This window comes from Streptomyces sp. NPDC046870, assembly GCF_040704595.1.
Lineage (GTDB): Bacteria > Actinomycetota > Actinomycetes > Streptomycetales > Streptomycetaceae > Streptomyces > Streptomyces argyrophylli.
In genome coordinates this window covers 21,399-35,602 of sequence record NZ_JBEYXM010000017.1, presented here as the reverse complement: position 1 = coordinate 35,602, position 14,204 = coordinate 21,399, and the positions used below count along the sequence as shown (strand labels likewise).

The window sequence follows — 14,204 nt, the reverse complement described above, 5'->3', positions numbered from 1 at the left end:
CCCACGGCCGCGGCGCGGTGCCGCGGCCCGGAACGAGGGAAGTACGCATGGCGACCCCGCCGAGCACCCACCAGCCCTGGCAGGCGGCCCTGGCCGACCTGCCGGAGAAGATCGACCTGCCCGGCCTGCGCCGGCCCGACGAGTCCGGCCCGCCCGGGACGGCCACCGTCGAGTGCCGGCTCGACCCCGGGCTCGGCGGGGCCATGACCCGCCTCGCCGGGGAGGCGGACGGCGGCGCGACCCTCGCCACCGTCTTCACGGCCGGCGTCGCCGCGCTGCTCACCCTGCTGCGCGCCGGTGCCGATCTGCCGCTGGCCACCGCAGCGGCGGCCACGCCCACCGGCGTCCGGCTGCTGCGGGTGGCCGCCCCGGCCGCGACGGACTTCCGCGCGCTGATGGCGGCCGTCCGCGCCGAAGAACGGGCCGCCGCCGCCCAGGACGGCGTCCCCTTCGTCGAGATCGTACGGGCCGTCGACACCGCCCGCGGCACGCCCGGCCTGCCCCTCTTCCAGGTCGGCACGGCCGTGGACGCCGCGCCGCCCGTCCCGGTGCCGGGCCGCGACGCGGGCGAGCTGTGGTTCTCCCTGCACACCACGGACGGCGCCGCGGGGGCCCGGCCGCACGTCCGGCTCACCTACCCGGTCGCCGCGCTCGGCCGCGCCGGCGCCCAGGCCCTGTGCGACCGGCTCGTACGGGTCCTCACCCGCGCCGTGCGCGCGCCTGGCGCGAGGCTCGACACCATCGACTGCCTGTTGCCCGGCGAGGCCGCCGGCCTGATCGGCGAGGGGTACGCGGGCCCCGTGCCCGACGCCACCCTCGCCGGGTGGTTCGAGGAGCGGGCGGCGCGCTGCCCCGACGCCGTCGCCGTCGTCGACGGCCCCCGGCGCGTGACGTACGCGGAACTCAACGCGCGCGCCAACCGGCTGGCCCGGACACTGACGGCGGCCGGGGCCGGCCCCGAGCGCGTCGTCGCGCTGGTCCTGCCCCGCTCGGAGCTGTCGGTGACCGCGTTCCTCGCCGTGCTCAAGACCGGTGCCACCTACCTGCCCGTCGACCCCGAACTCCCCGCCGAGCGCGTGGCGTTGATGCTGGAGGACGCGGCGCCGGTGGTGATCGTCACGGACGCCGGACACGCCGGCCCGCTGCCCGCCGGGGCCGCCCCGCCGCTGCTCCTCGACACGGAACTCTCCGCCTGCGCCAGGCAGGGCCCGGACAACCCGGCCGAGGCGGAGCTCACCGCCCCCGTCGGCGGCGCCACCCCCGCCTACCTGCTCTACACCTCGGGCTCCACGGGCCGCCCCAAGGGGGTCCTCATGACGCAGGAGGCCGTGCGCAACCTCATGGCCTGGCACCTGGAGGAGATCCCCAGCGAACCGGGCCGCGTCACCGTCCAGTTCACCTCCGTCAGCTTCGACATCTCCGTCCAGGAGATGCTCTCGGCGCTGCTGTCCGGCGCGACGCTCGCCATCGTCCCCGAGGACGTGCGGCGCAGCCCGCAGGACTTCGCGCGGTGGCTGGAGGAGCACGGCGTCACGGATCTGTTCGCGCCCAACGTCGTGATCGAGCTGGTCTGCCAGGCCGCGCTGGAACAGGGCCGCACCCTGCCCGCCCTCACCCATGTCGCACAGGCGGGTGAGGCGCTCGTCCTGAGCGAGGCCGTACGGGAGTTCTTCCGGCTGCGGCCCGGGCGGCGCCTGTACAACCACTACGGCCCCACCGAGACGCACGCCGTCACCTCGTACGTCCTGCCGGAGGACGTGGCCGCCTGGCCGGCGGCGGCGCCCGTCGGGACGGCCGTGTGGAACACCTCCGTGTACGTGATGGACGAGGCGCTGCGGCTGGTGCCGCCCGGTGTCGCGGGCGAGCTGTACGCCTCCGGGGTCTGCCTGGCGCGCGGCTACTGGGACCGGCCCGGCCTGACCGCCGACCGCTTCCTGCCCGACCCGTACGGCCCGCCCGGCGCGCGCATGTACCGCACCGGGGACCTGGTGCGCCGACGGCCGGACGGTGCCATCGAGTACCTCGGCCGCACCGACCACCAGATCAAGATCCGCGGGATGCGCGTCGAACTCGGCGAGATCGAGGCCGCGCTGCGCGCCGCGCCCGGGGTGCGCGACGCCGTCCTCGTCACGGCCGGGGAGGGCGGCGCCCGGCGCATCGACGCCTACCTCGTCCCCGCTCCCGGCGCCGACGCGCGGGCCCTGGGCGCCGCGACCCGCGCGGAGCTGCGCCGGACGCTGCCGCCCGCGATGGTCCCGGCCTCGTTCACCGTGGTGCCCGAGTTCCCGCTCAACTCCAACGGCAAGGTGGACCGGCGGGCGCTGCCCGAGCCGGCGTTCGGCGGTCCCGACGAGGCGGACCGGCCCCGCACCCCGGAGCAGGAGCGGCTCGCCACGATCTTCGCCGAGGTGCTCGGGCTGCCCGCCGTCGGCGTCCACGACAGCTTCTACGACGTCGGCGGCCACTCGCTGCTCGCCGCCGAACTCACCGTCCGCGTCCGCAAGGAGTTCCGGGTGGAGCTGTCGCTCGGCGACGTCCTCGGCAACCCCTCGGTCGCCGAGCTCGGCGCGCTCCTGACCCGCGTGGAGCCGGCCCGCCCGCCGGTCGTGCCGCGCACCGGCGACGCGCCCGCGCCCGCCTCCTTCGCGCAGCAGAGCCTGTGGGTCCTCGACCAGCTGGAGGGTGCGAGCCCCCGGTACAACGAGCCGCTGGCCCTGCGGCTGACCGGGCGGGTCGACACACCCGCGCTGCGCGGCGCCCTGGCCGACGTACTGGACCGCCACCACGTCCTGCGCACGGTCCTGACCATGGAGGACGGGCAGATCGTCCAGCGGGTCCTTCACGGACCGGCCGCCGTGCCCGCGCTCGCCGAGACCGCCGTCGCGGCGGACGGCCTGGACGCGGCGCTGCTCGCCGCGGCCCGTGTGCCGTTCGACCTGGCGCGCGACCTGCCCGTGCGGGCGACACTCTTCCACCTGGAGGACGTGCCGGAGGACACGTACGTCCTGCTCGTCGTCATGCACCACATCGCCTGCGACGGCGTCTCCCTCCCCACCTTCCTGCGCGACCTCGCCGCCGCCCACGACGCGCGCACCGCCGGTGGTGCCCCCGACTGGGCGCCGCTGCCCGTGCAGTACGCCGACTACGCCGTCTGGCAGCGCGATCTGTTCGCCTCCGACGGGACCGGGCCGGCGGCCGCGCTGCGCCGGCAGTACCGCTACTGGGAGGAGAAGCTCGCCGGGCTGCCGGCCGCGATCCCGCTGCCGCTGGACCGGCCGCGGCCCGCGATGCGCTCGGGCGAGGGCGCGGCCGTGCCGTTCTCCGTCGGGGCCGCCCTCCACCGCGCCGTCCGTGCCCTCGCGCAGGGCCGGCGCACCACCACGTTCACCGTGGTCCACGCCGCGCTGACGGCGCTCCTCGCCGAGCGCGGCGCGGGCGACGACATCGTGGTCGCGGCGGTCGTCTCCGACCGGGGCGATGCGGCCCTGGACGATCTGGTGGGCTTCTTCGTCAGGACGCTCGTCCTGCGCGTCGACGCCTCGGGGGAGCCGGACTTCGCGGCGCTGCTCGACCGGGTGCGGGAGACCGACGTGGCCGCCTTCGCCCACCAGGACCTGCCGTTCGAGCACGTCGTGGAGCTGGTCAACCCGGCCCGCTCGCTCGACTGCCACCCGCTGGCGCAGGTGATGCTGGCCTTCCAGGTCGAGGAGGCGGAGCCGCCCCGGATGACCGGGCTGACCGTCCGGCACGAGCCGGTTCAGCTGGGCGTGGCCAAGTTCGACCTGTGCTTCAAGGTCGTGGAGCGGTTCACCGCGGACGGCGAGCCGGCCGGGGTGGAGGGGCTCCTGGAGTACGCGACCGACGTCTTCGACGCGGAGACGGCCGCCGCCCTCGCGGCGGACCTGGTCGGCTTCCTGGAGGCGGGCGCGGCCGGCCCCGCCTGAGCCGCCGGCGGCACACGACCGAGGGCCACGGCGCCGGCGCCGTGGCCCTCGGTGCGTACGGGACGACCGCTCAGCCGGCCGGGACGCCCAGCCTCCCGGCGACCGTGGCGAGCACCTCCCCGGCGGCGGTCACGGGGAAGAAGTGACCGCCCGCCACGCGGCGGACGGAGAACGGGCCGCCCGCCCACGGCCGCCACGCCTCGCAGTGGCCCTCGGGCGCCGTCTCGTCCTGGAGCCCGCCGAGCGCCACCATCGGCACGCTCACCCGCTCGGCCGGGGAGACCTCCCGGCGGCAGGAGTGGTAGAGCCGCATGTCCGCACGGAGCGTCGGCAGGAAGGTCCGCAGGAAGGCGGGGTCGGCGAGCAGTTCGGAGGGGGTGCCCTGCCACGCGTTCAGGTGCGCGAGCAGCTCCTCGTCGGTGGGGTCGGGGCCGGGCTCGGCCACCAGGTGCGGTGGCAGCGCACCGGCCACGAACAGCGCCCGCTGCTCGGTGGTGGAGCCGCCGAGACGGCGGGTGACCTCGCGGGCGACGAGGGCGCCGGTGCTGTGCCCGAAGACGCCGAAGGGCCGGTCCGCGTGGCCGAGGATCCTCTCGGCGATCCGGTCGGCCAGCGCGGCGACATCGGTGAACGGTGCCTCGCCGAAGCGCTCCTCGCGGCCGGGGGTGAGGACGGCCTCGATCCGCAGCCCGGCCGGGGCGGCCGCCGACCACGGCCGGTAGGTGCCGGGGCCGGCACCCGCGGCGGGGATCAGATAGAGCAGGACGTCACCGTCGCCCCGGGTGAGGCGCCGGAACCAGCGGTCCCCGGAATCCGCGCCGATCTTCGCCGCGATGGGCCGCTCCTGTGTCCGCAGCAGCATGACGAACCGGTCGTCCAGGGCCGGGGCGTCCCCCGCGAACTGGAGCCGGCCCGCCGAGTCCACCCAGAGCCGCACCTGACGGCGCCGGGCCTCGCCGATCAGCTGGTCGGCCAGGAATGACATGGAGGTCCTCCTTCTCGTTCGGTTGTCGTGGCCGGGCGGCGGCTCACTCGGCCTGCTCCGGCAGCGTGCGCATCCGGGCCACGGGGGCGAACAGCAGCGGCAGGCAGCTCAGTACGCCGCCGATGACGGCCAGCCAGAGCGCGGGCCGCAGGCCGATCAGGGTGCCCAGGGCGCCGGCGACCAGCGCGCCGGCCGTCCGCACGCCGTGGATGAGCCCGAGGTAGGCGCCCTGCACGCGGGAGCGGAAGCGGTCCGGGGTGAGCGCCTGCTGGATGGAGGAGCCCGCGATGTCGCAGAGCATCAGGCCCATGCCGGAGACGAACTCGGCCGCCACCACCAGGCCGAACGCCACCCACTTGTCCGGCGTCGCGAACGGCACGAGCGCCAGCGCGCCGGGGAAGAGGACGGAACCGAGCAGGAACGTCGGCCCGATGCCGGCGCGCCGGCTGACCCAGCCGGTGATGAACGAGCCGAACAGGGCGCCGACGGCGCCGAGTCCGAGCGCGACACCGATCATCCCGGGGGTCAGCCCGAGTTCGCGCGCGATGAAGAGCAGGAAGAGGGTGAAGTAGACCGTGTAGCAGAGGTTGAGCAGCCCGCCGCCGACGAACTTGGCCCGCAGGGCCGGGGTCCGCGAGACGAAGCGCAGCCCGTCCCGGATGTGCGAGGACGACCTCTCCTTCTCGGGCGCCGGCTCCTCCAGGGAGACGGACCGCAGCAGGAGCGCCGAGCCGAGGAACGAGACCACGTCGGCGAGGAGCGCCACGGGCGCCGACAGCGCCTGTACCAGCATGCCGCCGAGGCCGGGGCCCGCCACCCAGGAGAAGGAGAAGCTGCCGCGGGACAGCGACATGCCGTTGACGTAGTCCTCGCGGTCCACGAGCGCGGCGAACAGGCTGTTGCTGGCGACGTTGAAGAGCATGGCGAGGACGCCCGTCACGAAGGCCACCACCCACAGGTGGGCGAGGGTCAGCGCGTCGAGCGCGTAGGCGACCGGCACGGTGAGCAGCACGGCGGCGCGGCCGACGTCGCTGAGGATCATCATGTGCCGCAGCCGGCCGTACCGGTCGACGAAGCCCCCGGCGTGCAGCGCGAACAGCAGGTTGGGCAGCGAGGCCAGCGCGCCGAGGACGCCCATCTCCGCGGCGGAGGCGTCCAGCGCCAGCACGGCCGTGAGGGGCAGCGCCACGGTGGAGACCTGGTCGCCGAGGAAGGAGATGGTCTGCGCCGTCCAGAACCTGCGGAACGTGACCTGCTGGAGCAGTCGAGGTATGCGGTCCATCAGTTGAGTGGCCATCGATAACCATTTCGGTCGTGGAGAGGCGGCTACCGAAGTCGTCGGTCCGGCCGCGCCGGGTTCGGCGCACAATCTACCGGCACGGAACTCCCCTGCTACCCCCGCGTTCGACTGAACACTTGGCGCCATCGAACACCGGATATTCTCGTTCCGGAGGCAGATGGAACACCTACGACGAAGAATTCGAGGCGCCGTGCTGCAGGATATGCCCGCACTCACAGATCCGCTTCTCTATTCCGAGGGCGACCCGCACGAGGTATGGCGGAGGCTGCGGCAGGAAAGCCCGGTCTCCTGGCACGAGTACGGCGAGCACGGAGGCTACTGGGCCGTCACCACGCACGCGGCCGGCCTCGAAGTGCTCACCGAGTGGGAGCGGTTCACCTCCACCAAGGGAATCTTCCTGCGCCCCAACTTCAAGGACCCGTACCCCGGCGCCGGCAAGATGATGGCGCTGAGCGACCCGCCCCGCCACGACCAGCTGCGCAAGGCGATCATGGGCCTTTTCACCGTACGGGCCATCGCGAAAATGGAGGAGCGGACCCGGGACGTCGTCCGGTCCGCGCTGCGCGGCGTGGTGGAGGCCGGCACCTGTGATTTCGTCAAGGACATCGCCGCGCGCATACCCCTGGCCGTCTCGGCGGAGCTGCTCAGCATTTCCATGGACGATGTGGAGATGCTGGCCAAAGTCACCACCGAGGCCGCCGAGAATTCCACCGACATCGATGGGATCGAAGCGCAGCAGGCGCATTTCGAAATCCTCCGCCACTACTCCGAGATCATCGACGAGAAGCGCCGGAATCCCGGCCGCGACCTGGTGTCCGCGCTGACCACGGCACAGGCCGAGGGGCTCGACATCACGGACGACGAGGTGATCCTCACCTGTGACAACGTCATCGTGGCGGCCAACGAGACCACCCGGCAGGCGGTCGGCGCCGGCATGCTGGCGCTCCTGGAGAGCCCCGAGCAGTGGCGGGCACTGCGGGCTGGTGACCTCAAGCTGAAGACCGCCGCCGAGGAGTTCCTGCGCTGGACCGCCCCGGTCACCCACATCCTGCGCACCGCCCAGCACGACACGGTGCTGGAGGGCGTGGAGATCCGCGAGGGCGACGCCGTCACCGTGTGGCTGCCGTCGCTCAACCGCGACGAGAAGGTCTTCGACCGGCCGGAGCGGTTTCTGCTCGACCGCACCACCAACCACCACGTCTCCTTCGGAGGCGGCGGCCACTTCTGCGTCGGCGCCAACCTGGCGCGGCTGACCATCCGGGTCATGCTCGAGGAACTGGCCCACCTGCCCGCGGAGATCGAGGTGTGCGGCGAGCCGAAGCGGATCGCCTCCTACATCCTCGGGGGCCTCACCTCGCTCCCGCTCGCCTTCCGTCCGCACTGACCACCGACCGAACCATGGGGAGATTGGGCCGAACATGACCGCAGTGCGCGAACTGCTGGACCGGCTGACCGCGGACGGCATACAACTCTGGGTCCAGGACGGACGCTTGCGCTTCCGGCCCACCGGCGCCCTGACATCCGACCAGGTCGCCGAACTGCGTACCCACAAGGACGAGGTCGTCCGCCTGCTGACGCGGCCGGCCGACGCGCCCGGCGGCCTCTTCGACGCCCCGCGCCCGGAGGCCCTGCCGCTGTCGTACGGGCAGGAGAGCCTCTGGTTCCTCGACCGGCTCGGCCTCCAGGCCAGCTACAACGTCGGCACCACGCTCCGGATGGAGGGCGAGCTGGACACGCCCGCCCTGGTGCGGGCACTCGACGAGATCATGCGCCGGCACGAGGTGCTCCGCACCCGCTTCCGCGAGGACGACGGCGTGGTCACCCAGATCGTGACGGACGACGCGCGGATGCCGCTGGAGCGGATCGACCTCACCGCCGAGCCCGCCGAGGAGCGCGAGGCCCGCGCCCAGGCCCACCTCGACCGGCACTTCTCCACCCACTTCGACCTCGCCGCGGACCGGCTCGTCACCGCGCAGCTGATCACGCTCGGGGCCACCTCGCACATCCTCGCCGTCAACGCCCAGCACATCGTCGTGGACGGCGCGTCCATCGGCCGGATCTTCGGTGAACTCAAGGAGCTGTACGAGGCGCTCCGCGCCGGCCGGCCCTCCCCGCTGTCCGAACCGGCCGCCCACTTCGCCGACTACGCCGTGTGGCAGCGCGGCCCGGCCGTCGCCGAGGAGCACGCCCGGCAGCTGGAGTACTGGCGCGAGCGGCTCGCCGGCGCCCCCGAGGGGATCGACCTGCCGCTCGACCACCCCAGGGGCGAGCTGCCCGACTTCGCCGGCGCCAACGTGAGCTTCACCCTGCCGCCCGCCCTGTTCGACCGGCTGCGCGAGGTCGCCGCCCGCACCGGCGCCACCCCGTTCATGGTCGTGCTGGCCGCCTTCCACGTCCTGATGGGCCGCTGGTCCCGGCAGGACGACGTGTGCGTGGGCACCCCCGTCGACTGCCGCGCCCACCCCGAGACCGCCGAGATGATCGGCTACTTCGCCAACACCGTCGTCGTCCGCGCCGACCTCTCCGGCAACCCTCCCTTCACGCGGCTGCTCGACTCGCTGCGGGAGAGCGTCATCGGCGCCTACGACAACCGCCAGCTGCCCTTCGACCGGCTGGTGGCGGCGCTGCGGCCGGACCGCAGCCAGGTGAGGCAGCCGCTCTTCGACGTGATGTTCTCCTACCAGGGGCAGCAGGACTTCAGCCTGGAGGGGCTCGACGTCACCTTCGTCGACCAGCCCAGCACCACCGCCAAGTTCGACCTCTCCCTCTTCGTCTCCGAGACCGACGACGGCCTCTACGGCAGTTTCGAGTACGCCACCTCGCTCTTCGAGGCCCCCACCGTCGAGGAGCTGTCCCGGCTCTTCGTCCGCCTCCTCGAAGGCATCGCCGCCGACCCCGGCGCCCGCATCCTGGACCTGCCGCTGCTCACCCCGGCCGAGCGGCCCGAGCTCGTGACCGGCGGCGTCACCGGCCGGCTGCGCGAGGGCTCCCTCGCCGGCTGGTTCGAGGAGCGGGCCGCCGCCGCGCACACCGCCCCCGCGGTCGTGGACGGCGGACTCACCCGTACGTACGGGGAGCTGAACGCCCGGGCCAACCGGCTCGCCCGCGCACTGGTCCGGCACGGCATCGGCCCCGAGCGGATCGGCGCGGTGCTCCTGCCCCGCTCCGACCTGGCCGTCACCGCCTTCCTCGCGGTGCTCAAGAGCGGCGGTGTCTACCTGCCCGTCGACCCCGCCCTGCCGGCCGAGCGCGTCTCGGTGCTGCTCACCGACGCCCGGCCCGGGGTCGTCGTCACCGACGTGGCCGGCGCGGCGCTGCTGTCCGGCCACGACGTGCCCGTCCTCCTCGTCGACGAGGAGCTGTCGGCGTACGCGGGGGAGAGCACCGCCGACCTGCGTGACGCCGAGCGCACCACGCCCGTCACCGACGCCACCCCGGCCTACCTGCTCTACACCTCGGGCTCGACCGGGCGCCCCAAGGGCGTCGTCATGACCACCGGTGCCATGCTGAACATGATGGAGTGGCACTTCACCACCCTCCCCACCGGACCCGGCCGCGTCACCGCCCAGTTCACCGCCCTCAGCTTCGACGTCTCCGTCCAGGAGATGCTCTTCACCCTCCTTTCCGGAGCGGCCCTGGCGATCGTCCCCGAGGAACTGCGGCGCAGCCCCGAGCAGTTCACCGCCTGGCTCGACGACCGGCGGGTCACCGACCTCTTCGCGCCGAACGTCGTGCTCGAGCTGACCGCCCGTGCCGCGCTCGCCGCCGGCCGCCCGCTGCCCGCCCTCACCCACGTCGTCCAGGTCGGCGAGGGCCTCGTCCTCAGCGACACCCTGCGCCGGTTCACCGCCGCCGCCCCCGGCCGCCGGCTCCACAACCACTACGGTTCCACCGAGGTCCAGGTCGTCACCGCGCACGACATGGAGCCCGGCATCGACGGCTGGCCCGATGTCGCGCCGCTCGGCCAGTCCGTGCGCAACACCGTCGCGTACGTGCTCGACGAGGGTCTCGGCCTCGTCCCGCCGAACGTCCCCGGCGAGCTGTACGTCTCCGGCGCCTGCGTCGGCCGCGGCTACTTCGGCCGGCCCGCCCTGACCGCCGAGCGCTTCCTGCCCGACCCCTACGGGCCGCCCGGCGCGCGCATGTACCGCACCGGCGACCTGGTCCGCCGCCGCCGCGACGGCAGCCTGGAGTACCTCGGCCGCACCGACCACCAGGTCAAGATCCGCGGCATGCGGGTCGAGCTGGGCGAGACGGAGGCGACGCTGCGGCTGCACGAGGGGATCGGCGACGCCGTCGTGCTCGCCCACGCCGACGTCCTCGGCTCCCGGCAGCTCACCGCCTACGTCGTCCCCGCGGCCGCCGGGACGGCCCCCGCGCCCGCGGACCTGCGCGGCTGGCTCCTCGACCGGCTGCCGTCGCACGCCGTGCCCTCGCGTTACGTCGTCCTCGACGCGCTGCCCGTCAACCGCCACGGCAAGACGGACCGCAACGCCCTGCCCGCCCCGGACGACGCCCCCTTCGGCTCCGGCACCGAGTACCTCGCCCCCCGCACCGGCGGCGAACAGCTCGTCGCCGACATCTGGCGGGAGGTCCTGCGCGTCGAACAGGTCGGCGCCCACGACGACTTCTTCGCCCTCGGCGGCCACTCCCTGCTCGTCTCCCAGGTCCTCGCCCGGATCAGGAAGCGCACCGGCGCCGACCTCTCCGTGCGCGACTTCTACGCCGGGGCGACCGTCGCCCGCCTCGCCGGACTGGTCGCCGAGGCCGACGCGGTCCCCGACAGCGTCGTTCCCCGGCCGGCCGGCGCGCCCGCCGAGACGTCCTACGCCCAGCAGCGCATGGTCTTCCTCCACCTGCTCCAGCCCGACGGCGGCCTCTACAACGTCCAGATCCCGCTGGCCCTGCGCGGCCCGCTGGACCGGACGGCGCTCGGTGCCGCCCTCGACGAGATCGTCCGGCGCCACGAGGTGCTGCGCACCACCTTCGACCTCGCCGGCGAGAACATCGCACCGGTCGTCTCCGACGAGGCCGTCCTCCCCCTGGAGTTCCGCGACGTCAGCGGCGCCGACGACCCCGAGGCCGAGGTGCGGGCGCTGCTGCGGACCGAGGGCGAGACCGGCTTCGACATCCAGACCGGCCCCGTCGTCCGCGCCGTCGCCGTGCGGACCTCCCCCGAGGAGCACCTCCTCGTCTTCACCGCCCACCACATCGTCTTCGACGGCTACTCGGTGGCCGTCCTGGTCGAGGAACTGGGCACGCTGTACGAGGCGTACTTGCGCGCAGAGCCCTCGCCGCTGCCCGAGCCGGTCCTGCAGTACGCCGACTACGCGGGATGGCAGCGCCGCCGCCTCCAGGGCGGCCCGCTGCGCGACCACCTCTTCTACTGGAAGCAGTACCTCGCCGGCACCCCGCACGCCATCGAGCTGCCCACCGACCGGCCCCGGCCCGCCGTGCCCGACTTCGGCGGCGACGCCGTCGACTTCCGCGTCGACGCCGGTCTGACCGCGCGGCTGCGCGCCCTCGCGGGCAGGAACAGGGCCACCCTGTTCATGACCACCATGGCCGCGTACAGCGCCCTGATGCACCGGCTCAGCGGCCAGGACGACGTGTGCGTCGGCTTCTTCTCCGGCAGCCGGCCCACCGTGGAGACCGAGTCCCTCATCGGGCTCTTCGTGAACACGATCCCCGTCCGCTCCCGCGTCGTGCCCGGTCAGAGCTTCGGCTCCCACCTGGAGCGGGTCCGCGAGTCCGTCCTGCTCGGCGACGCCCACCGCGAACTGCCCTTCGAACTGCTCGTGGACGAGGTCCAGCCCGACCGGGACGTCTCCCGGCACCCCGTCTTCCAGGTCGCCTTCAGCTACTACGCGGCGGCCCCGCAGGAGTCCCGTACCACCGGCCCGGGCCTGCGGATCGCCCCGTCGTCGGCCTCGCCGGGCACCTGGGCGGCCAAGTTCGACCTGACGCTCTACCTGCGGGAGTCGGAGGACGGCGAGCTCCTCGGCGACCTGGAGTTCTCCACCGCCCTCTTCGACCGGCCCACCGTCGAACGGTTCGCCGCCTACTTCGTACGGCTCCTGGAGAGCATCGCCGAGGCCCCCGACACGGCGCTCGAAGCGCTGCCGATGCTCGGCGACGCCGAGCGGCGCCGGGTCCTGGACGACTGGAACGACACCGCCGCCGAGGTCTCCACGGGCACCCTTCCCGAACTGTTCCAGCGGCGCGCGGCGCTGGACCCGGCCGCCCCCGCCGTCCACTTCGAACAGACCACGCTCTCCTACGGCGAGCTGAACGCCGAGAGCAACCGCCTCGCCCGCCACCTGACCGCCCTCGGCATCGGCCCCGGCGACTTCGCCGCCATCGCCCTGCCGCGCACCGAACGCGTCCTCGTCGCCGTCCTCGCCGTCCTGAAGGCGGGCGCCGCCTACGTGCCGATCGACCCCGGCTACCCCGCCGACCGGATCGCCCTCATGCTGGACGACGCCCGGCCGGTGCTCGTCCTCACCTCCGAGCAGGCGAAGGACCGCGTCCCCGGCCCCGCCCGTCTCGTCCTCGACGCACCCGACACCCGTGCCGCCGTCGCCGCCCATCCCGGTCACGACCTGACCGACGCGGAACGCACCGCCCCGCTGGGCGCGCTCCACCCCGCGTACGCCATCTACACCTCCGGCTCCACGGGCCGGCCCAAGGGTGTCGTCGTCGCCCACCGCAGCGTCGCCAACCTGGCGGCCTGGGCGGGCGAGACCTTCACCCCGGCACAGCTGGCACGGGTACTGGCCGCGACCTCGCTCAACTTCGACGTCTCCGTCTTCGAGATGTTCGGCCCGCTGCTCAACGGCGGCTCCGTCGAGATCGTGCCGTCGCTGCTCAGCCTCGCCGACCCGCCCGCGGGCCCGTACACCGCCTCCCTGCTCAGCGGGGTGCCGTCCGCGCTGGCCCAGATCCACGGCACCGGCGGCCTGCACGCCGAGGCCGGCACCGTCGTCATGGCCGGCGAACCACTGTCCGCGAAGGCCGCCAACGACATCGGCGGCGCCGTCGGCGCGGGACTCCTCGGCAACCTCTACGGCCCCACCGAGTCCACCGTCTACGCCACCGCCTGGTTCACCCGCGACCGCGTCGAGGGCCTGCCGCCGATCGGCCGCCCGCTGCGCAACACCCGGACGTACGTCCTGGACGCGGCGCAGCAGCCGGTGCCGGTGGGCGTGGTCGGCGAGCTGTACCTGGCCGGCGAGGGCCTCGCCCACGGCTACCTGCACCGGCCCGGCCTCACCGCCGACCGGTTCGTGCCCGACCCCTACGGCGCGCCCGGCACCCGCATGTACCGCACCGGCGACCTGGTCCGCTGGACCGCGGACGGCGACCTGCTCTGCCTGGGCCGCGCCGACCACCAGGTGAAGGTCCGCGGTCACCGCATCGAACTCGGCGAGATCGAGGCCCACCTGGCCGACCACCCCGACGTGGACCAGGCCGTCGCCGGCGTGCAGCGGCTCCCCAACGGCGACCGCCGGCTCATCGCCCACGTCGTCTGCCACCGGACGGTCGGCGCCGACGCGCTGCGCGAGCACCTGGAGGCCAGGCTGCCCGGCTACATGGTCCCCGGCGCGTTCGTCCGGCTCGACGCGCTCCCGCTGAACATCAACGGCAAGGTGGACCGTTCCGCCCTGCCGGAGCCCGAGGACGAGGGCGGTGCGGACGGCGACCACGTGCCACCGGTCACCCCGCTGGAGAAGGAGCTGGCCGAGATCTGGGCCGACGTCCTGTCCCGGCCGCGGGTCGGCCTGACCGACAACTTCTTCGCCCTCGGCGGCCACTCGCTCCTCGTCACCCAGATGAGCGTCCGCATCCGGCAGCGCCTGGGCGTGGAGATCGGCCTGCTCGACATCTACACCACCGAGAACCTGGGCGAACTCGCCCGCACCATCGCCCGCGCGAACGGCATGACGCCGTGACCCACCCGTCCCGAAAGGGGAAT

The 14,204-nt window shown here is 73.9% G+C and carries 5 protein-coding genes; 3 read left to right on the top strand and 2 right to left on the bottom strand.

Annotated elements, in window-relative coordinates; genetic code table 11:
• The first annotated feature begins 47 nt into the window (after nucleotides 1-47).
• The gene (locus tag AB0946_RS29015) at nucleotides 48-3,944 is read left to right on the top strand and encodes an amino acid adenylation domain-containing protein (RefSeq protein ID WP_366763624.1); all 3,897 of its coding nucleotides are present in this window, start codon (nucleotides 48-50) and stop codon (nucleotides 3,942-3,944) included.
• 70 nt (nucleotides 3,945-4,014) lie between these two features.
• On the opposite strand, the gene AB0946_RS29010 is transcribed toward AB0946_RS29015, so the two are convergent.
• Together AB0946_RS29010 and AB0946_RS29005 are read right to left on the bottom strand one after the other, a co-directional pair.
• Complete coding sequence (locus AB0946_RS29010; RefSeq protein ID WP_366763623.1) at nucleotides 4,015-4,929, bottom strand: alpha/beta fold hydrolase; 915 nt, start codon at nucleotides 4,927-4,929, stop codon at nucleotides 4,015-4,017.
• Nucleotides 4,930-4,972: 43 nt separating this feature from the next.
• Entirely contained in the window at nucleotides 4,973-6,226 is a 1,254-nt protein-coding gene (locus AB0946_RS29005; protein WP_366763622.1) for an MFS transporter, read from the bottom strand.
• Nucleotides 6,227-6,431: 205 nt separating this feature from the next.
• Between AB0946_RS29005 and AB0946_RS29000 the strand changes: the two genes are divergently transcribed.
• Complete coding sequence (locus tag AB0946_RS29000; RefSeq protein WP_171152077.1) at nucleotides 6,432-7,613, top strand: cytochrome P450; 1,182 nt, start codon at nucleotides 6,432-6,434, stop codon at nucleotides 7,611-7,613.
• 34 nt (nucleotides 7,614-7,647) lie between these two features.
• Complete coding sequence (locus AB0946_RS28995; protein ID WP_366763621.1) at nucleotides 7,648-14,181, top strand: amino acid adenylation domain-containing protein; 6,534 nt, start codon at nucleotides 7,648-7,650, stop codon at nucleotides 14,179-14,181.
• Nucleotides 14,182-14,204 lie beyond the last annotated feature (23 nt).